Genomic DNA, 19,786 nt, shown 5'->3' with positions numbered 1-19,786 from the left:
TTTGTAACACATGTCACCTTGGCGAAACAAAGGAACATTAGTTCTTTTTTCGTTGTGTGTTCAGGTCTGTTTCATGCTATAATGAAGAAATCTTACAGAATTGAAAGGGTGCCATCTACTTTGACGAAGGCGAAAACGCTTTTTCCAGATCGAGCTTCTTTTAATCGAGCGGACCTTTTTTCCATTCCAGGTGTTATGCGGGCATCTGACTTGCGCCCTATGCAAGAGATAGGGCCTTCACCAGAGCAATGGAAAGAAACGATTACCTCGGCCATTTATAACCGGCTCACGATTGAAGATATTGAAGAACGGCCGTACAGTACTGAATACACTGCTAAAGATGTGTACAAGACATTGTTGAAAAAAGCACCCGCTGACCGAGAATGGGCGGTTTTATTTCGTATGTTTGCGGCTTTTTATTCATTTTCTAGCCTAGCTGAACGTTTGGATGAAGCTGAACTAAACGATGACATAGCAGAACGCGCCGGATATGATATCCTGTTTTATTTGGCTGATGAAACGTTTGATGCAGTGAAACTGACTGGCGGCGCGATGCCATTCGCTTTCGAGCCATATATTAACCTAATCCGAATGGATACCGGAAGACTGTTGTCCTTTCCTTACGAGCGTTTTCCCGCTGCGCGGCTTGACCTGTACCGCCTCCTCTGGGGCTCGCTATTCACAAAAATGGACTGGCGACGCGAAGAATTAGAACGAACTGTTCCTGCTCCCGGCAGCAAAATGATTCAGACAGCTGCCCACATGCATCAACTGTATTTGCTCGGTGAGATGAATAAATTTGTAGATGTTGCTGCCGCTGGACCGGCTGAACTCTTCTTATATTTTACTCACTGGCTTCAAGATGCAAAACGGTCAGATCGATTTATTCCTTTATTAAAAGCAGCATCGGCTCTCGCAAGCGACGGTATTTTAATGATTCAAGATGAGTACAGCCGTCGTTTATTCGTTCGCCAGTTCATTCGTTTAATCGATGAAGATGACCTGTCTGTCCGCGTTCCTTCGCTTATGAAAGATCTATATACCGCTTTATTGCCATTCAGCTACGCCTCACTCAGCTACTTTTTAATTGATCGGGGCGATTATGCCGAATGGATCGACTTGCAGCTGCTTGTTGATGCGGAGCTTCCTGATCTTGACCGAGCAGGATTGAAAACGGCGATCATAGAAGCGCCGGAAGAGACATTACCGCTTCTCCATCATGGCATCGCCGCGCTTATTGCAGTCCGGAATCGAAACGCGTATCGGCAAGCTGTAAGATTCAGTAAACGAATGCGGACCATATACAAAAAATTAAAGCGCTCTGACGAATTTGATCATTGGTTTGACTGGCTAGCAAATGACACGAAGCGGCTGCGTGCCTTTCAAGAAGAATGTAAAAAAGGCGGACTGTTACATGATTAAACTAGATACGATTCATTTAGCAACACACTACGAGAATGAGAATTTCCACATACTAGCGATGGATGACAGTGGTGAACCGCTCCCCCCTGAGTTATGGACACGTTTGCTGTTTGCCAGCCACCGCGAAAGCTTTTATGGGACGAAACTCACATACGGCCAGATCAAAGGCAGTAAATCTGTTCGATTAACGCCATTTGAGTGGGTTTCTTTGTTTAAAGCGGAACATTTTAACCGGTTTGCCCGTTTTGAATGGGACGAAGCCGGTCATTTTAGTTTAGCGTGTGCGCCTGTTTTGTACGAAGCGGTGTTTGAGGCAATGCCAGAATTTAAGGAAAACGGAATTCATTGGCCTGTGCCGGATGATGTGCACGATGAGTTTGCAAATTCTTTCTGGGAAGAACCCATTTTTAATGAAAGCCGATTCGCATTTATTAATCGTGTCTTCCCACTTATTGCGGCGCAAGCCCATCCCGGCATGACCGTGCTTGCAGACTCACTCGGCGACAGGTTGACAGCAGATGAACTCAATCGTTATTTTGATCCAGAACGGCTCCGCTCGTATCTTGCGGGCAGTGATCTTGCCGCATATGAACCGGGCCTTCGTTTATCTGAACCGCACGCAGATGATGAATTGTGGCGGCTCGAAGCAGTTTTAATCCGGAATAAGCCATCTGAAAAGGTATACTTATTTAATAAAAAGCTTCCAAAATCGGCTGAGCCATTTGAATTGGAAGCACATAATGAACTGCAGCGATGGCTTCAACTATTTCCCGAACTGAACGAAAATGGTTCGTTAAAGAAATCACTGTCTGAAGCCGAAGCTATTACATTTTTAACCGGAAGCGGTGAAAAGTTAACGGCTCTTGGCATCCCGGTACTACTTCCGCCGTGGTGGGAGTCTGTTCGTTCAGCAACTGTCTCCTTAGCCGCTGATGTACGCGAGTCGACTAAACAATCATTCGTGGGTATGAATGCCATTTTAGAGTTTGATTTTAAAGTAGCACTTGGCGGCGCGGAAATGAGCGAAGAAGAGTTTATGCAACTCGTAGGCGGCGAACACCGGCTTATTAAAGCAAACGGCCGTTGGGTGCACCTTGATCCTGCTGTAATCAGCAAAATTAAAACGTTAATGGATAAAGCAAAGCAAGAAGGTGTTACTATTGTCGATGTGTTGAATCAGGAATTTTCGGATACAGAAGATGCAGCCCGTGTTCATATTCGCTTAAATCGCTCTTTACAGGCAATGATCGAAAGACTGAAAAGCGCTACAGACATTCCGCTCCAGCCTGCACCTTCAGCGTTGCACGGAGAGCTTCGTCCGTATCAGCAAATCGGCATGAGCTGGCTGTTGTTTTTGCGCGAATTCGGATTTGGTGCTTGCCTGGCTGATGATATGGGACTCGGTAAAACGGTGCAATTAATCGCCTATTTACTGCACGTGGAGAAAAAAGAACGCCCCGAAATGCCAGCGTTGATTATTTGTCCGACATCAGTGCTCGGCAACTGGCAGCGTGAACTAGCATCTTTTGCACCAGATCTATCTGTCATGCTTTATTATGGAAAAGACCGTCCGCGCGGCGAAGCGCTTTTAAAAGAAATCGCAAAAGCCGACGTAGTGCTGACGACATACGGGCTCGTTCATTCTGATTTTGAAACGCTTGAAAAAGTGGAATGGAGCACAGCGGCACTTGATGAAGCACAAAACATTAAAAATGCTGGAACGAAGCAGTCGCGTGCAGTACGAAAGTTAAACAGCCGTCATTTTATTGCTCTAACTGGAACGCCAATGGAAAATCGATTGTCCGAACTGTGGACAATTTTTGATTTTACGAATCGCGGTTGGCTCGGTACGCTTACACAGTTTCAAAAAAACTATATGATACCGATTGAAAAAGAACAGGATGTTGATCGTATAGTAGCTTTGCAATCGAAAATACGGCCGTTTTTATTGCGTCGGACGAAAACCGATCCCGAAGCGGCACTAGGTCTTCCTGACAAAGTGGAGCAGAAAGAATATTGTCCGCTATCGAAAGAACAGGCAGCCCTTTATGAACAAACGGTACGCGATACGATGGAACAAATCGGACAGCTATCTACATTTCAACGGCGTGGTCTCATTCTCCGCCTTTTAAATGAACTAAAACAGCTCTGCAGTCATCCTGCTCTCTATTTAAAAGAAGAGATGCCTGACGATGTACGCGGACGTTCGTCCAAAATGGATAAATTAATGGAGCTTGCTGTGAATATTTACGAAAATGGGGAAGCCTGTTTAATTTTCACACAATATATTGGTATGGGTAAAATGATTCAACGTGAAATTGCAGATACGTTTGGGATCGATGTGCCATTTTTAAATGGGGCAACACCGAAACAAGAGCGCGATAAACTTGTGGAGCATTTTCAAGATGGAGCGTTTCCGTTTTTCCTTTTGTCTTTAAAAGCAGGCGGTACAGGCCTTAATTTGACCGCAGCCAATCATGTCATTCATTACGATCGCTGGTGGAATCCAGCGGTGGAAAATCAGGCGACGGACCGGGCTTACCGGATTGGACAAAGCCGATTCGTTCACGTCCATAAATTTATTACAACGGGAACAATTGAAGAGAAAATTGATGCGATGATTGAATCAAAACAGGCGGCAAGCAGCGAAATTATTCAAAGCGGTACGTTCATTGCAAATCTTGATAATCATGCACTCAGCGAGCTATTTAAACTCGATTGATGAAAATAGCTCCGTCTGACTGCCAGAGGGGCGGCAGACGGAGCGGCGGCTGGCACCATTTCGCGGATAAAAGGGGGCTAACGACTCTTTTCTAATAACCGGTCACCGCACCAGTTATTGTGACTGTAAACGTTGCTTTTCTAACTTTTCAATCCGTTCTTCCAACTGACGAATAACCGTTAACGTTTTTCCAAGTTGAAAAATCATATCTTCCATGACACGTTCGATCCGATCCATCCTTTGACAAACAACTCCTTTTCGCTTTTAAATGAGCGGAACAGTCTGGATCATGTCTGATGTATCAGGCTCTTTCACTTCCGACTGCTTTTTACTAAGAAAACGAATCGTATGAACGAGTACTTCTGTCACATATACGATTTTATCGCTGTTGTCTTTGTAGTTTCTCGTCTGAATCGTCCCGAGCACTGCAATAAGCGAACCTTTCTCACAATATTTTGCTGTGTTTTCAGCAATACGGTTCCAAATCGTGCAGTAAATAAAATCTGTATCTGTTTCCCCTTGCGCATTCCGGTACGGCCGGCTGACGGCGATCGTTGTTTGCACGAGCGGTCGCCCATCACTGGTATACTTTAATTCTGGTTTTTTCGTTAGCCTGCCTACAAGTGTCACTTGGTTAATCAGATTAATCAAACGACATAAAAAACAGCCGCAAATGCAGGGAAAGAACCCTTTGTTTTACGGCTTTTTTGAATATGTAAGGATAACAAAAAGGAATGAAAGGTAAAAACACTATGAGAAAAAGTATGAGTTTCTACTCTTCTTTCTTCCTATGTTTTGCTTCTTCTTCTGCCAAATTATTTATTCTAATTCCTTGAGCTGGACTTTCTCTATTATTCTGCTGTAGCCTCATTTTTTTTCAATACAAGCTTGACCCCGGCTTCTCCTGATAGTCCTACAAACAATTTAACAAGACCGTCAGTTTGAGCAACTCCCTTTACATGTAGTTCAATGGAATCTAAACTGAAATCCGTAAACCCTTTTACAAGCTCTTGCACTTGTTCCATTGATACCGGCAATGAAGTCCCTCTAAAAGCTGTAGAACCAGACGACGGGAAAAACTCTCTTTCTTTTTTTTCTGGTTCTTCTTCAATTACGGGTAACATTAAAACTACTTCTTTTTCTTGGTTATTCATTTGAATTCCTCCTTTATTTATCCAATATCCTCATAACCAACTTGAACCTCAGTTAATGTCTGGAATCTACTTTCAGCCTCGTTTTCAATTGCACCATGTACATCTACATCATTCTGAGTTAGATTTTCTATAGTTACTATGAGGACATAATCAATATCTTCAACAATTTCCGGTTTAGTATATAATTGCAACCAAATCTGCCAATCACCTGGATTAAAAACAGTAAAAACTTGCGAAAAGTGATGGACATGACTCCAAGGTTTTCTTCCTTTTTTTCCTTTAGGATTCTGAGTTTTTGCTGTCCCGCTTGAATTAATCATGTGGAATGAGGCATCTATATAACCTCTTAGATATTCTGATCCCATTCCCTTATCAACTGGAGATAAGCTTAAGCAGGTTACAGTTACTTTAGACACTGGCGCTCCCTTTTTTGAATGTTCAGATAAAGTAGAAGGCATCCAAAACCTCACTCTTTGTTTTACTAACCGGGACATACTACCTTTACGTATAAATGTAGCCCTATCTTTGTATGAATCTTTGGCATTTTCGTAATTGCCTATACCGCATCCATACATTCGTTCAAATATCTCTGGATTCTCAATCAAGTGCTCACTTTCCTGCGCGTGATGCATTAGAAGCCCCCTTGCAATAAGTGGATCTTGGTTTGGTACTACCTGAGTTAACAATGCAATATCAGCTGCTGCAAGAGGTGCAGAATAGCTTGTACCAAAATCTTGAATCAAGAAGCCTTCATTATTAATTACATACGCTGCAGAATTTGCTGCTATAAATGCTTTTTCCTCGTCACGATAGATATTCCCACCAGGATAAACTAAATCTGGCTTATTGGATCCTGAAAATCCAAATCCAATTCTGCTAAAAGGAGATAGTTCTCTTTTTCTCGACATGCTTCTCTTATGTTCATCTCTTGTTATCGAGCCAACTGTCACACCAAAAAAAGATTCGGCCGGGGCAGCTAATCTTGAAGAAGAATCATCAGCAATATGCTCTAGATTATCATACACTTTCCAAAGCTTATGATTTCCAGTTGGTAAAGCGAAATTGATCCCTTCCCGGCTCAAACAATCAATTTCGTATGCCAAATTACCAACAGTATAATCTTCGATTGGATTTTCATCATTAAAAGACAAACAAAAAGTAGTAGTAGCAACCTTAATGTTCTTAACAGCTTCTTGTATCCTTTTAACTAGCGTACCCTCATATAGAGGAGATATCCCGTCATGTATAACAGCATCAATCACTCGGACTCTTGGATTTAACTTCATACTTTTTACTTGCTCATCAAGATTATCTCCAAATACTGCTCTACTAGCAACTTTTGTTCCATGTTCTGCAGTAAAATCTGTAATGCCATCTGCTACCCATCGATCTGCAATACAATTTTCAATATTTTCTGGAAATCTTATCCCATTATCCAGTATACAGACAATTGGAAGCTCTCCTAAATCAGATTCAACTTCCAAAGGTAAAGTTGATATATCAATCGGATGCCCGTTTCGCTTCTCACTAACATCGAAAAAAGGTGAGGGCTCTGCCTTTAGTATTATCTCTTGATCAGTAAAAATATCGACACCGCTTGAAGGTAATAAAATCCTTAAAACAGGGGTATTATCACTTAAGTAATAAAGTCCATCTTCCCCTAGTTCTCCGTTTACTTTCTTCACTTCTGTTAAAAGATAACTAATCATTTTCTCGTAAACGTCTTTTTCTAATTTTGGTAATAGTGTAACCTGCATATCTAACATCTGATCATGAACTTTTTTTTCAATAAGCCTTTTAGTTTGAACGTCCGCAACATCCAGCTTCGATATCGATTTAATATATTGGAAAAAGTCCTGTGATCGACCTTTTTCATCAATATATGAATTGAGCTTATCAGTAAACTCTTTAAAATCAGCCGGGGTAGAAGAAACAATAGCCTCATTTGACTTTTTAATCGCATTAATTTTCAAATTATTATTTTCGAAGATTTTTTTATAATCTCCTCTAGCATCTGCCTGCTCATCCTCTTCCAAAGTCACTTTGAAAATCACTAATTCTTCTGAAATCGGAGTCTTTTTTGCATTATGTTTAGCTTCAATTTCTTGAATTCCTTGAAATAAGGTGCCACCGTGATTCACATGATCAATATTAAGTTGAGTTGGAATGAATCTTGGCTTGTGATCTAATTCTTCAACTTCAGAATCAGGTATCCAAAAATGCGATTTAGGATCTTCTCTTCTTTTTTTATACTTATCTTCTTGTCCTTTCTTTTCTTCTTTATCATCCATGTCTTATTTCCTCCTTTTTCAATCTATCCGATAAAGTAGTACGAGGAATATCTAATAATTCGGCAAGCACTTGTAAGGTTACTCCGTTCTCTCGAAGTTTCCTTAACTTGCTTATATCTAACACTTCTTTATCTGTGTTATAAAGAAACACTACATCAATTAATGCTTCCACATAATCTTTTATCGATAAATCTTTGGAACCTTCATTTAAGACAATATTTTTAATTGCTTTTAATGATATCTCGCGAATTTCAGAAAAGTTAAGACCAGAAGTAAAATCAGAGAGCTTATCATAATTGACCTTACTATCACCTATACCATGAAAACTCATTAAATGTTTAATATAATCAGCTCTTAATGCTTTATTAGGCAGGTCTAGATACATAACTGAGTTAAACCTTCTCCAAACCGCTTTATCAAGTAAATTCTCATGATTCGTAGCAGCAATAACAAAAACATCACTAGTCAATAAGTCCAAGTTCTGAAGTAAAGTATTAACTACCCTCTTCAATTCTCCTAGTTCATTTTTATCATCTCTCATTTTGGCTATACTGTCAAATTCGTCCAGCAATAAAATAACATTTCTCCCGTTTACTGCTTCAAATATCTTTCTAATATTAGTACCTGTTTGACCTAGAAAAGATGATACTAGGGAATCTAACCTGACATAAATCAGAGGTAAATCCATCTTTTTCGCAATCATATATGCAGTTGAAGTTTTTCCACATCCCGGAGGGCCACAAAGTAATAATCTGTTTTCAACAGGTAAACCATTACTTACTAAAAAGTCTTTATTCTTATATTCATTTATTACTGCTTCAATTTTATTCTCAATTTTTGGAGCTAAAAAAATCGACGAATTATCTATTTGAGATGGATATATAACTTCGAATAGTTCTAAGTTATTTGATTTGTCTCTAGGAGCAATAATTTGAGGCTGCTTATTTGACGCTACTTGTGCTCCAGAAGAAGGAAAAAACACTTTTTTTGAACCGCCTTCATCAATTTTAAAATCATTTTTTTGAAAAGCTGCTAAAAGTTTTGTTGCACTATTTTTATTACCTTTTGCTTTTTCCTCTTCGGCAATTTGGCTAACTTTGTCTTTAAATAATTTATCATCTTTATTCGAATAAGCTTTTATTAAATCAATTACCAGCTCCAATCGCATAAAAATCCCCCTTTTCGTTATTAACCGTCACTTAATTATATAATACCATATAATATAGGGTTTTATCATTAATATATTCCCTTTTATTCCGGAAATATCCGTCACAAATATAAACACTTAGTTTCCAATCTTATGAATTAAGTAATGACCTTCTATTTTTTGATTGCACCAAAAACGCCCCGGCTCATAACGAGTACGGGGCGTTTTGTCGCTTACTTCGTTTCCTTTTTAGCAATGAAAACAAAAAAGGAAACAACAAAGAGCCGCTCCCTTTCACCCCTATTGTTCAGACAGCCACAGACATAAAAACTCTTTCGTCGCTCTAGCTGGCAAGGTCCATTTCCTACCTACATTCACTTTAGAGAAATATTCGTTTAGTATCCTACAAGCATTTTTCGAAGATATGCAGCAATAAATTTAAAACTATTAGCACAGGAATATAGTCCTTATTTAACGAATTAATTAACATGAAGAGAAATAGTGTCAAAATTATTATTTAAGAAGAGAGTTGTGCATATGGCGATAGGAGAAAAAGATCGGAAGTTTATTGCAACGGAGCCCTTCGGAATAGCTGGAGAAAAAGGGGAACAAAAAGTTTGGGATGCAGTTAAAAGTGCTTTTAGTTCTAGAACCTGTATTGGTTATTGGCGCTTTCCTATCTTTTCTAAAGTCGGACAAAACCGAAAAGAACCAGATATACTAATTGCTGACCAAGAACAAGGACTAATTGTAATTGAAGTGAAGGCCATTAACATTAATCAAATTGCAGCTGTTAATGGTCATCGGTGGGAGTATAAAAACTTTTATACAGATTCCGGAAATCCCTATGAACAGGCAGAAAATCAACTTTTTTCACTGCTGAGCTATTTTGATAGAGAGCCAGAAACAAGAAGAAAAATTAGTGGCACAGTATTAATAGCTTTGCCCGAAATAACTGAAAGCGAATGGATTGAAAGAGGTTTTGACAAGATGCCATCCTGCCCACCAATTATTTTCAAAGATCAAATGGGCAAAAGTGGATTATTGAAAAAAATCCAAACAACAAAAACTGTCATAGAAGGCATCGAAATTAATTCTGATCGTTGGGAAGTTTTGTTGTCGATTCTTGGAGGAAATCCAATTCTAAGAAAAGAACAAGTTGCAGTAAAACCAAACTTAGACAGCCGCGCTGCAATTATTTCAATGTTAGCTGATCGCTTATATGAGCTCGATCTACAACAAGAACAAATTGGAAAGGTTATACCTCCAGGACCACAAAGAATTCGAGGTATTGCAGGGTCTGGAAAAACAGTTTTACTTTGCCAAAGGGCTGCCCATATGCACCTTAAACATCCTGATTGGGATATTGCTTTGGTCTTTTTTTCAAGAAGTTTATATAACGAGATAGTAAATCAAATAGACAAGTGGCTTAAACATTTTACAAATGGGGAAGTTCGCTATGATGAAGAGGTTAAAAGAAAACTACGTGTATTGCCGGCATGGGGAGCTAGGGACAGAGAGGGTTTTTACGGAAGAATTTGTGATGCTCATGGTGTAAGGAGACTAACTCCCGGGGATACAATAAATAAAAACCCTACTAATGCTCTAGCCGAAGTTTGTACTCGTTTATTATCGGAAAATGAAATTGAACCTCTATTCGATGCAGTCCTGATAGACGAGGGGCAAGACTTAGTTGTAGAGGATCACTTAAAATTCCAAGGGAAACAACCTTTTTATTGGCTAGCATTTCAAGCTTTGCGACCTGTTAGCGCAGAGGATCCTTTCCAAAAACGCCTTATTTGGGCATATGATGAAAGTCAAAGTTTGGAGAATTTGATCATTCCTAAAGCAAGAGAGCTTTTCGGATCAGAAGAATCCTATAGCCAAATGGTCACTGGCATTCATCCAGGAGGCATTAGGAAAAGTGAGATAATGCATAGATGTTATAGAACGCCAGGACCAATTCTTACAGCAGCACATGCAATCGGAATGGGATTGCTCCGATCAGAGGGAATGCTTAGAGGCATTACTAATAAAGAAGACTGGGCAGCTATTGGATATGAGGTTATTAAAGGTAACTTTAGAACGGGAGAAGAAATTACTCTTCATCGCCCTCCTAAAAACTCCCCGAATCTCGTACCTTCTCTGTGGAATTCGCCTGTTTTACAGTTTAATACGTATAATTCAAGAGAAGAAGAGCTCAAAGCATTAGCAATTAGTATAAAAGAAAACATTCAAAAAGATCAATTAGAACTATCACGAGATATTATGATAATTGTTTTAGGCGGAGATGCAAGAAATTTAGAAAGGGAGACAGCACTCTTTCTTATGAATGAAAACATTGATATTTATATACCAAGCGCTTTAGAAAAAAATGTTACTGACCCGAGATATCCAAATACAAATCCGGACAAGTTTTGGGAAGATGGCGCAGTTACAATTTCCCGTATTCATAGAGCTAAAGGCAATGAAGCCAATATGGTTTATGTTGTTGGTTTTGATCAGGTTGCTTGTAATGAGAGTGAAACAGCCCTGAGAAATCAGCTATTTGTTGGATTAACAAGAGCAAGAGGGTGGGCTTCACTTTCTGGAATCGGTGAATATGGAATGTATCAAGAAATGAACGATGTTATAAATAGCGGTGATACATTTACTTTTACCTTTAAACGGGCACCCATTCAAAATATTAATGATATTGACGAGCAAATTCCTGTTGAATTAAGGTAATTCAAAATCAATTAACTATTCCTTTAAGGTTGAACCGTACCTTATAAAATGGACAGTTTTAAACTTGCGAAAAAAATTAATGTAAAGTTGATTGATCGAGGACAGCTAATAAATTATATCATTACGAGTAAAAAGGAAAATCCTACTGCTTTATATACTATTACTGAGTGGATAAAGAAATAACTGAGGCCCCGGCTCATATCGAGTACGGGGCGTTTTGTTGCCTTGTTGATATAAATTAAAAAAGCTCAGTTAAAGAGCTGCTTTCCCTAAAACTTTTAAGGTCAATCTTATGAAATTTCCGTTTTACTCCTGTTGAACACAGTCATCTTCTGCTTTTTCTTGTATAAGTTCATTCACCTGTTTATTAGAATGACATCTAACATAGTCACTGTGAATTTCTAAAGTGTCGTTGATATTGCGTGGGCCTATTTTTTGTAGTACAACTTGAAGACCTTCTCTTCGGGCAAACTTCATTGCTGGTACAAAGTCAGCATCACCGGTAACCATTATAATTCGATCCACTAGCTTCTTACTTGCTAGCCAGGCTACGTCTAAACCTATTTTAATATCCACACCTTTTTGCTGAAAATCCAAAGTGAAGTGATGATCTTTGAATTCTTCCTCAAAACTGTCATCCATTAATCTCTTTTGAACATCTGACTTTAGTTTCCATCCTCTGAATTGGGTATCACCTAAACGAATGGCCATTAAATCTTGTTTTGACAAAGTTGAAAATAAATTGAGATTGTAAGTGGATGTATCCGAATCTTTAAACTCTATCCATTCTTTGCTGAACGGCTTTTGGGTTCTTTGCTTGCTTGGCTCGCCTTGATAAAAGAATATGCGGTAGACTTCTTCATTCTTTTCTATTAGACTATTCATGTAAGTATAAACTTTTTCTGGATCAGGATATCTTCTTTCACCTGTTGCATCTTTAATTCGATGCAACAAAAACTGGCCATCAACTATAATTGCAACCCTTTTCATCTCTCCACCTCAATAAAAAACCCCACCCATAAGTATTAATTTTCGGGTAGGGTATCGGTATTGTTTTTAGTATGAACACGTACCGTGTTCTATATACAGTATATTACTCAAGTTGATTAATGATGTCAATAAAAAAGGTAAATATTAATACTTTATGATTTATTACTTTTTCCATATTTATCATCAACTATTCACATTTTTTTGGCACTTGAATAACGATCAAGCCTCTCCTTGTTTCACGCCTGCTTCCTTCCCTACTGTTCAGACAACCATTGAAGCAAAAAATCTTCTGCCGCTTTAGCTGGGAAATACCTCTTACCACCGATTTTGTGTTTTGGAAAACGAGAATCAATGAGTTCGGGGCGTTTTTTTTTGCTTATTTCATTGCCGCCCTATTATAATAATTTTTTATTTGTGTAATCCTCTTCTTTATGGAAGGAAATTACTTTATTAAATAAAGGTAAAAATTCAAAAACACTCTCCAAAAGAGAATGTTTTTGAATTTTAATATGTACTTACGACAAAGATATCCTGAGAACACAATTTTGCATTTTCTAAAACCGCACGGTACGCATCAATGCTTATTAAGAGATACATAAGGGTATTTCTCGTGGAAAAATGCAACTGGTACCTTGCCACGTTCAACCCAATATCCCTTACTTTTCAATTCATCGTTCATGGCTTTTATCCGTAGTTGAGCCGTTCGAATACTGCCACAATCCAGCATCTGTTTGACATCTTTCGAATCGTAAAACAATTTTTCATTCACGTTTTATTCACTCTCTTCTTTCTTTTTCATTTCAGCTAATATTCGAGGTACAGATGTTTTCATAAAAACTCCGCCATGCTTTTGAGCGCCTCATCACTGATTTGTGGAGGTTTAACTTCTATCATGATAAACCTGACCTTTTCATGTTAATCATTATCGACATGTGAATCCATTCTAAGCTATGTGTAATGTTATGCCCACATTACCTTTATTCTAGAAACATACAAGCAATCCTGCTTCCTCTGATTGTATATTACTCAGATAATGCCCAATGAAGAAGCGATTTTCAATAAGGAGCTTTTCTTTTTCTCATAATAGACATCTTTATTTATAGCGAGGCCCAGATATACGTTAAAATCCTTCTATGCAATAATACTATCTTCGCTGATCCTGTCCTTTTTCCTTCATGCAGACTACTCTCTGCGGGAGAAGTATTCTAAAACACAAAAAAAGAAGCGAAATAATCCGCTTCTCCAATCATCTATCATTCGGCATTTGTAAGCTTTTCATTCCTACATCTACAAAGCCTTTATGTCATCGAATGTTAGTTTTTTAGGTTGTTCGAAAACGATCTTTTCTCCAATTTCAATAACGAAATCTTGTCCGAACTCTAAAGCATCAAAATTAACTCGTTTGAACGTTCCATAAGAATCACTGTAATTAACACCTGGAACATTGTGCATAGCCAATTTTTGAAGTACAATCCTTTCAACTTCTGTTTTTACTGCACTTTCCTTTATATCCTCATGAATTTTCACTTGCCCAATAAACGGCTCACGATTTACATTCAAATTTTTCTCTATAAAGCTATTAACCTCCGATTTTGGTATCATCCTGTGGGGAGCGTTAAGATATTTAGCAAAAGAGAATTTTCCAAATTCAGAAATTGGTATAACTTTGTATGCATATTCCACCATCGGGTATTTATTTTCAGCTTTCATTATTTGTCTTTCAAATTCAAACATTATTTATACCTCCTCTTAAACAGACGCTGATTCAATCGCGCTAATGATCTCTTTTAAATCTTCTACTAGTTTATTTTTTTCGTTATTATTAATTTTTCGAACAAGATAGTTTGCGCTAACGAAATTTCCTTCTTCTAGAAATTCAAAATCTAAAATAGCGTTAATGTTATTTGGAATATTTCTCATTTTTTTCAGTTCATGAACATTAACCAGTAATGGTAACAAAACATCTTGTAAGTAAGGTAGTTGTTTTTTTAATTCCTTTCTCAATTCAGTTAACTGCTTGTTAAGCTCAGCTGCTTCAATCTCCACATTCCTCTGGATTGTTTCTTTATATTCAGCTGGTACGAGAGGGATTGGTTTTCTGAACTTAATTTCCTTCTCTAGTTGCTTTTCTAATTCCTCGATTTTCTCGTACTCTTCAACGGAGTTAGTATCTTTCTTTCTTTTTCTTAATAGATCAAGCTTGTTTTGCTTTGGCATCTCAGCAAGCAATGATTTTTCTTTATCTAAAGCAATATGAATAGCTTTTTTTGATTCTACAAAATAACTATTTGGTTCAATTAAATTTATTTTTCCCATAGGTTAATACCTCCATTTTTGTATTGTTTGTTATTAGGGACCCCCCTCCCCCTCACGCGTGAGAAGGTAAAAAAATTTGGAGAGTTAGGCCCCCTGCCCGGTGCCCCTGATCAAAATAAAAACTGAACCCTCGTACCGGGGGGCTTATATTACTCCATATAAATCACTCCCTTCAAAGGGATTTAAATAATTCCTAAAGCTGTCGCGAACAAACGAATGGCTTGCTTTTTTTGAATATAAAATTGATCCTTCGTTAATCCCATATCCATATAAATTGTTAAATCATTGACTGCAGCATTACCTAGGTACTTTTTTTCAAGAATCAGACGCTGTGTATCATTTAATACTTCTGTAAGGACTCGCTTTACTTGCTTATACTTAAGTTCCTTTTCTCTCTCCCTGTTGATTACAGTAGGAAATACTTTGCCTACTTCACAATCTTTGAGTTCATTATTGTTTTTCACCGATACTCTTAGAGCTTTATAGAGTTTTAATTCTTCAGCGACAACCTTCTTCAATTCGTGATCATTAATATCAGTCATCCACTGAATCCATTCTGATCAGCATTCCTAAATAGAAAGCTAATTTCTGCATTGCTTTGTTTTTACAACTTCTATATGCTGCAGCTGATATAGTCGGTTTCATACGCTGTTGGTACATTTCAATATCAGTCAGATATTCACTTTCCACACTGAGATACCTCTCTTGTATCAAGTCTCTTTCTCTACACGGAAGCATTGAGACTGCAGATTCTATCTTTGCGCAGTAATTATTAATGGCCTCCTGCTGATCAGGCGAATATGTTGGATCGGGTATTTCTTCATTTCCCTCCCACCTGGGCATTAAAGTGTACCTGTAGAATCGGTATCTTTCGAACTCATTTATAAGGATCTTCCGAATCTCCCTCATATCCGCAACACAGGAAAGTTTATGTTCCATGGAATCCCACCTTGTGCTAAAATACTTATAGCTCAAGGATAGACAAGGCTTTCTATCTTTCTTTTATTTCGCTTTTGCTTTCACATTCCGTGGAAGCTTTTTTATTTTCTTCAGAACTATTAACCATTTCAAAGAGCTTATCTTTTAACTCCTCCAAATAGGCAAGATCCTTACCCAGCTTTCCCATCGTATAAAAAGTTAGTTCGGATAGAACCCTCACTTTCCTAAAATGGGATTCGAAGTAGAATTGCCGATCGTTTGAATGATCTGCTTCTTCCATACTTACTTTTAATTGTCCCAAAAGAATCTGAATATCATTAAGGGTTCGTACACTGAGGCTGACACTATTCACCTTGTCATCGAGCTCATAAGAAATTTCTTTCAGTTCAGTTTTCATCATCAATTCCTCCATTTAAGTCTTTTACTTTCCATTTTCCAGAATGACCCTTTTACCAGCATATTTAATTTTCTTGATATAATAGCCCGTCGAATTAAAAGGACTTTCAGGATCTATACAATGTGCTACAACATGACCTTCTTCTTGGCCGTGCAAATGGAAGTCCACACAATAAGGGCACCAAACAGCCATATATCCTTTTGTTCCTCGCTCAATTCCCAATAGTACTGGAGCATCGTACTTTTTTCTTCTCATTATCTAAGCCTCCATGTGGTAACCTACTGTAACCAGTGGTAACCCGAGTTTCCAAAAAGGTAACCAGTCATAAACGTTGTTAAATCAACATTCGTGGTCCATATATTTGAAAAGTAACCAAGTAACCAAATTTTTTATGAATGCACTTATATAGCTTTCTATCCTTAGTAATTGTTTTTTAAGTAAAAATACATATGACTATATATTTTTTTAGGTTACTTTGGTTACTCATGTTACTTATTAGGTATAAGGTTGATACATCAACGTTTTTACGGTAACCACTTGTTAAATATTTTGGTTACTTGTGGTTACTTCGTCTTAACCTCTTTAAAGTCTAATCCGATTTCATCTAAGATTTCTCTGTTGATCTGGACAATCCTAAAGGAGCTTCCTTGATGTTTTACCAATTGATAATCAACTTTCCGATCGTTTCTGAAACTCGTTACCGTAAATCCTCTTTCCATCCATTCTCTTCTAATCATCTTTTCTTCTGGACCAAGAAACTCTTTAAGGAAAGCTGGAGTAAGGCAAAGTGTGTCATTTCTATATAAAGCCTTAATATTGTTAGGCGGATAATCATAATAAATATCTCGACGGGAACTATCCAATTGTATTAGTAGCTCTTCCAACAATTCTTTAGGCTTGTCTATCGCTTTATTATCCTGGGCAATTATGTCAAAAAGAGTATCCAATGCTTTTAAGTCCATCTCAATTCCTAAGAATTCTTTCAATAGTCGGCCAGCAAAATGAACAGTCGCATAGTATAGAGATAACCTTGTTAAGACTTCATTCCCTTGAGATTTGCTTATATAATGATCTTTCGTTCTATAAAATTGAGGTATATATTCATCCTTATGCTTCTGGTATTGTTTCAAAAATTCAAGACCAACTGCTCCATGATTCTGCTCTAATGATTCATAAATTTGGGCAAAAAAAGTATGATCAACATTCTTGAATGGGCTATCTGACAAGCTGATTATCCGGGCGGCAGCTCCCCCAGCTTTCGCAGCATATTCATTCAAAGAGACCTCTCCAGTTGTGAGCATAATATTTCTCCATGTCTGCTCACGTTGCGAACCACTAAGTGTGCCTCTACCTTTTGATTTTCCTCCACTAAATGTATAAACAAAGGACTGAAGCAGTTTTTCATCGGCTTTCCTACTATCATCCATTAGCAAAGGAAAACTATTTAAAAATGCAGATTTCCGTTCAATGCTGACTTTGGTAGCATTAAATTCATTAACTAATTCGCTTGTTCCCCATACGCTAGCTGCAATTTTTAGGGCAGTTGTTTTCCCCTTAGATGTGCTGCTTGTTAGATCCACAATAAATGGATCTATTTTCAAGTCATGAAGCAGAATGCTAGCAAATGAAGCAAGAACAAAGAATAAAGCATTGGGATGGCTTTTGATTCTGTCAAATACATTCTTAACCCATTCCTCAACTGTTCCTGAGATTTGAAATGCTTCGACTAGCTGTTGTTCCCCCTGATCGCCTGGGAGTATGTCATAATTTTTAGCGAGTAGAGGATGAGCTAAATCTTTTTTGATGTGTCCTATCCGATCCACCATATAGCCTCGATCTATTTCATTAAAAGCCAGCATTTTATCAAAATAATCAATTAGCTGTTTGGCATTATTATCGTTACAAGCAAAACCCTTATCAGCCAGCTGTATTAAATCCTTTTTGGTTGCGAGTGTGCCTGCTGGTACTAATTCGTTCACTTGACTACCTCTATCATTCCAAGTCAACTCATAATAGACCTGAGGACGTTCTACGTTGTGTAACTCCCTTTTGATGATGGGTACTTGCCGGGCCACCATAACGTCTCTAGTCTCAACGCCTCCCCCTCTTATTGCCTTTGATTCTGTTTTATATAAGGCATTGTTAATCACCTTATATGGAATAGGGATAACTTGAATGCCTGGCATAGAAGTACTTTTTCTATCACTTTTGCTGACTTCCAGCTTTAGAACAGAATTTAGCAATGGTTTTAAATCACTAACCGGAAAGTCCGTTTTATCGTATATAAAGTGCTCATAAATCAGGTGTACCCCAGCTTCAATAATATCTATAGGTGTATCACACGATCTAAGCCTTCGAGCAAATTCATATAAAGATGTATTGCGGGCTCCCTGATCAGTAAAAGGGATCGGAAAGTCATAATCCTTTGTTTTCTCTCCATTCCAAACTGGATGAAGATAATTTGGCAGCTCGTCCAACCTATCAATACTTTGAGTCAGTATAAACCGACCTTCAGTATTTTTTGTTGGCCAAACGATATAACCAGATTCAGGAGGTTTAGTGTCAACTTTTATTCCGATTGCAGTAAAGTGTTTAGAAACCTGTTTGATTTTAGGCTCAGATGATTTAGCAAAAATAAACTGGTATCCATTAGGTGTTTTTATAGCGTGATGATGGATACCTTCTCCTTCAAGAAGTTCTTTTAGCAATAATCCCTTTTCTTCTTCATCTACATCTATAACAATCCGGCCAGCGGGTATTGTTGCCCCAATCCAATGCTTCTTATTTAGGAAAATTTCTACCTGATCAGAAGTAAGATCATTTGCATCTTTCCACTTACCTATTGGATGCTTTGCTTTGCTGTATTCTGAGTTTCTTGCACTATAACCTTTGAGCTTAATTATTTTTGTTCCAGGTAAAAGCCTTTTGGCTACAGCAATAATTTCTTCAGTTAAATTAGCAGCTTCAATCATCGAATGTCTTCACCTCCTTCTTCATTACTTCGTAGAAGTGCTGAGCATTAGACAATTTCTCTCTGTTGCTTCGCCTTCCTCACTCGATTTAAACTCTTCGCGTCTCCTCCAGCTACTTCTATTTCTCGGACCCATTTCTCAATAAACACATCAACGTCTGGTTTAAAGAAGAGATATTTACTACCCACCTTGATCCGCTTAAAGTCATCCCGCCACAAGAAAAGCTCGCTGATTGTGGGCCACGAAAGGTTTAAATACTTTTTAAGCTCTGCACCTGTCATAAGCAGGCTTTCCGACTCAATTTTGTCTAATCTCCTTTGTACTTCCACTAAATAAATTGAGCGGAGCTCATCTTCATCAATTTTTATTTCGATCATGTTTTGTGCCTCCTTAACTAGGATTCAAACTCTAATGACCAATGACATTGTTGCTAAACTTTATACATTTGTTTCATGAGGGTTATCATTTGCAACATTATTGACAAAAAAAATATCTTCAACTTCAAGCATTAAGCCCTTCGCTATTTTATAAGCTACTGAAGCAGATGGGTTTCTCTTACCGTTTAATACCTGAGATAAATAAGATTGAGAAATTCCAATTTCTTTTGAAAAACCCCTCAAACTTTTACCTTTACGAGCAATTTCAATTCTTGTAGAACCAAAGTCTTTAATGGTAATAACAATCATTTTCTCACCGCCTTTTGTTAACT

Annotated in this window: 19 protein-coding genes; 3 read left to right on the top strand and 16 right to left on the bottom strand. The window is 38.0% G+C overall.

Annotated elements, in window-relative coordinates; all coding sequences use genetic code 11:
• Nucleotides 1-120: 120 nt before the first annotated feature.
• Nucleotides 121-1,422, top strand: a complete 1,302-nt coding sequence (locus BLL40_RS04745) for a hypothetical protein (protein ID WP_073710767.1) — start codon at nt 121-123, stop codon at nt 1,420-1,422.
• Nucleotides 1,415-4,144 carry a DEAD/DEAH box helicase gene (locus BLL40_RS04740; protein ID WP_073710766.1) on the top strand — a complete coding sequence of 910 codons (2,730 nt, stop codon included), beginning with the start codon at nt 1,415-1,417 and terminating at the stop codon, nt 4,142-4,144. Before BLL40_RS04745 ends, BLL40_RS04740 begins: the two co-directional genes overlap by 8 nt.
• 114 nt (nt 4,145-4,258) lie before the next feature.
• Here BLL40_RS04740 and BLL40_RS17975 read toward each other — a convergent pair whose 3' ends face one another.
• From BLL40_RS17975 to BLL40_RS04720, 5 genes are all read right to left on the bottom strand, one after another.
• The gene (locus tag BLL40_RS17975; protein WP_281247236.1) at nt 4,259-4,381 is read right to left on the bottom strand and encodes a hypothetical protein; all 123 of its coding nucleotides are present in this window, start codon (nt 4,379-4,381) and stop codon (nt 4,259-4,261) included.
• 27 nt (nt 4,382-4,408) lie between these two features.
• Nucleotides 4,409-4,786 (bottom strand): single-stranded DNA-binding protein, encoded by a 378-nt coding sequence (locus BLL40_RS04735; RefSeq protein ID WP_073710841.1) that lies wholly within the window; start codon nt 4,784-4,786, stop codon nt 4,409-4,411.
• A 209-nt stretch (nt 4,787-4,995) separates the two neighbouring features.
• Nucleotides 4,996-5,298 (bottom strand): hypothetical protein, encoded by a 303-nt coding sequence (locus BLL40_RS04730; protein WP_073710765.1) that lies wholly within the window; start codon nt 5,296-5,298, stop codon nt 4,996-4,998.
• A 17-nt stretch (nt 5,299-5,315) separates the two neighbouring features.
• Nucleotides 5,316-7,589 (bottom strand): S8 family peptidase, encoded by a 2,274-nt coding sequence (locus BLL40_RS04725; protein ID WP_083566290.1) that lies wholly within the window; start codon nt 7,587-7,589, stop codon nt 5,316-5,318.
• On the bottom strand, nt 7,582-8,757 hold the full coding sequence (locus BLL40_RS04720; protein WP_073710764.1) for an AAA family ATPase: 1,176 nt from the start codon (nt 8,755-8,757) through the stop codon (nt 7,582-7,584). The genes BLL40_RS04725 and BLL40_RS04720 overlap by 8 nt, the downstream gene beginning before the upstream one ends.
• A 516-nt stretch (nt 8,758-9,273) precedes the next feature.
• Here BLL40_RS04720 and BLL40_RS04715 point away from each other — a divergent pair.
• The gene (locus BLL40_RS04715; RefSeq protein WP_073710763.1) at nt 9,274-11,463 is read left to right on the top strand and encodes an ATP-binding domain-containing protein; all 2,190 of its coding nucleotides are present in this window, start codon (nt 9,274-9,276) and stop codon (nt 11,461-11,463) included.
• 306 nt (nt 11,464-11,769) lie between these two features.
• Here BLL40_RS04715 and BLL40_RS04710 read toward each other — a convergent pair whose 3' ends face one another.
• The 11 genes from BLL40_RS04710 to BLL40_RS04660 form a co-directional block, all read right to left on the bottom strand.
• Complete coding sequence (locus BLL40_RS04710) at nt 11,770-12,453, bottom strand: NYN domain-containing protein (RefSeq protein ID WP_073710762.1); 684 nt, start codon at nt 12,451-12,453, stop codon at nt 11,770-11,772.
• A gap of 574 nt (nt 12,454-13,027) precedes the next feature.
• Nucleotides 13,028-13,222, bottom strand: coding sequence for a hypothetical protein (locus BLL40_RS04705; protein WP_073710761.1), 195 nt, complete (start codon nt 13,220-13,222; stop codon nt 13,028-13,030).
• 518 nt (nt 13,223-13,740) lie between these two features.
• Nucleotides 13,741-14,187, bottom strand: a complete 447-nt coding sequence (locus tag BLL40_RS04700; RefSeq protein ID WP_073710760.1) for a hypothetical protein — start codon at nt 14,185-14,187, stop codon at nt 13,741-13,743.
• Between the two features lie 15 nt (nt 14,188-14,202).
• On the bottom strand, nt 14,203-14,769 hold the full coding sequence (locus BLL40_RS04695) for a hypothetical protein (protein WP_073710759.1): 567 nt from the start codon (nt 14,767-14,769) through the stop codon (nt 14,203-14,205).
• Between the two features lie 182 nt (nt 14,770-14,951).
• Nucleotides 14,952-15,311, bottom strand: coding sequence for an ArpU family phage packaging/lysis transcriptional regulator (locus tag BLL40_RS04690; protein WP_073710758.1), 360 nt, complete (start codon nt 15,309-15,311; stop codon nt 14,952-14,954).
• Nucleotides 15,304-15,708, bottom strand: coding sequence for a hypothetical protein (locus BLL40_RS04685; RefSeq protein ID WP_073710757.1), 405 nt, complete (start codon nt 15,706-15,708; stop codon nt 15,304-15,306). The genes BLL40_RS04690 and BLL40_RS04685 overlap by 8 nt, the downstream gene beginning before the upstream one ends.
• A gap of 52 nt (nt 15,709-15,760) precedes the next feature.
• Nucleotides 15,761-16,108: a hypothetical protein gene (locus BLL40_RS04680; protein ID WP_143180083.1), complete on the bottom strand. Its 348-nt coding sequence runs from the start codon at nt 16,106-16,108 to the stop codon at nt 15,761-15,763.
• Nucleotides 16,109-16,129: 21 nt separating this feature from the next.
• On the bottom strand, nt 16,130-16,360 hold the full coding sequence (locus tag BLL40_RS04675; protein ID WP_073710755.1) for a hypothetical protein: 231 nt from the start codon (nt 16,358-16,360) through the stop codon (nt 16,130-16,132).
• Between the two features lie 308 nt (nt 16,361-16,668).
• Nucleotides 16,669-19,077, bottom strand: coding sequence for a DUF927 domain-containing protein (locus BLL40_RS04670; protein ID WP_073710754.1), 2,409 nt, complete (start codon nt 19,075-19,077; stop codon nt 16,669-16,671).
• Between the two features lie 47 nt (nt 19,078-19,124).
• Nucleotides 19,125-19,454: a hypothetical protein gene (locus tag BLL40_RS04665; protein ID WP_073710753.1), complete on the bottom strand. Its 330-nt coding sequence runs from the start codon at nt 19,452-19,454 to the stop codon at nt 19,125-19,127.
• 60 nt (nt 19,455-19,514) lie between these two features.
• The gene (locus BLL40_RS04660) at nt 19,515-19,763 is read right to left on the bottom strand and encodes a helix-turn-helix domain-containing protein (RefSeq protein WP_073710752.1); all 249 of its coding nucleotides are present in this window, start codon (nt 19,761-19,763) and stop codon (nt 19,515-19,517) included.
• Between the last annotated feature and the right edge of the window lie 23 nt (nt 19,764-19,786).

The sequence above is a fragment of the Domibacillus mangrovi genome (genome assembly GCF_001906925.1).
Classification (GTDB): Bacteria; Bacillota; Bacilli; order Bacillales; family Domibacillaceae; genus Domibacillus; species Domibacillus mangrovi.
Note: the sequence above shows the minus strand (reverse complement) of the source record. Positions and strands in the feature narration are given on the sequence as shown.

Excerpts from the sequence above, each read along its gene's own strand:
- BLL40_RS04740 (WP_073710766.1), top strand. The coding sequence starts at position 1,415 with ATGATTAAACTAGATACGATTCATTTAGCAACACACTACGAGAATGAG.
- BLL40_RS17975 (WP_281247236.1), bottom strand. The coding sequence starts at position 4,381 with ATGGATCGGATCGAACGTGTCATGGAAGATATGATTTTTCAACTTGGA.
- BLL40_RS04730 (WP_073710765.1), bottom strand. The coding sequence starts at position 5,298 with ATGAATAACCAAGAAAAAGAAGTAGTTTTAATGTTACCCGTAATTGAA.
- BLL40_RS04725 (WP_083566290.1), bottom strand. The coding sequence starts at position 7,589 with ATGGATGATAAAGAAGAAAAGAAAGGACAAGAAGATAAGTATAAAAAA.
- BLL40_RS04720 (WP_073710764.1), bottom strand. The coding sequence starts at position 8,757 with ATGCGATTGGAGCTGGTAATTGATTTAATAAAAGCTTATTCGAATAAA.
- BLL40_RS04715 (WP_073710763.1), top strand. The coding sequence starts at position 9,274 with ATGGCGATAGGAGAAAAAGATCGGAAGTTTATTGCAACGGAGCCCTTC.
- BLL40_RS04710 (WP_073710762.1), bottom strand. The coding sequence starts at position 12,453 with ATGAAAAGGGTTGCAATTATAGTTGATGGCCAGTTTTTGTTGCATCGA.
- BLL40_RS04700 (WP_073710760.1), bottom strand. The coding sequence starts at position 14,187 with ATGTTTGAATTTGAAAGACAAATAATGAAAGCTGAAAATAAATACCCG.
- BLL40_RS04695 (WP_073710759.1), bottom strand. The coding sequence starts at position 14,769 with ATGGGAAAAATAAATTTAATTGAACCAAATAGTTATTTTGTAGAATCA.
- BLL40_RS04690 (WP_073710758.1), bottom strand. The coding sequence starts at position 15,311 with ATGACTGATATTAATGATCACGAATTGAAGAAGGTTGTCGCTGAAGAA.
- BLL40_RS04685 (WP_073710757.1), bottom strand. The coding sequence starts at position 15,708 with ATGGAACATAAACTTTCCTGTGTTGCGGATATGAGGGAGATTCGGAAG.
- BLL40_RS04680 (WP_143180083.1), bottom strand. The coding sequence starts at position 16,108 with ATGATGAAAACTGAACTGAAAGAAATTTCTTATGAGCTCGATGACAAG.
- BLL40_RS04675 (WP_073710755.1), bottom strand. The coding sequence starts at position 16,360 with ATGAGAAGAAAAAAGTACGATGCTCCAGTACTATTGGGAATTGAGCGA.
- BLL40_RS04670 (WP_073710754.1), bottom strand. The coding sequence starts at position 19,077 with ATGATTGAAGCTGCTAATTTAACTGAAGAAATTATTGCTGTAGCCAAA.
- BLL40_RS04665 (WP_073710753.1), bottom strand. The coding sequence starts at position 19,454 with ATGATCGAAATAAAAATTGATGAAGATGAGCTCCGCTCAATTTATTTA.
- BLL40_RS04660 (WP_073710752.1), bottom strand. The coding sequence starts at position 19,763 with ATGATTGTTATTACCATTAAAGACTTTGGTTCTACAAGAATTGAAATT.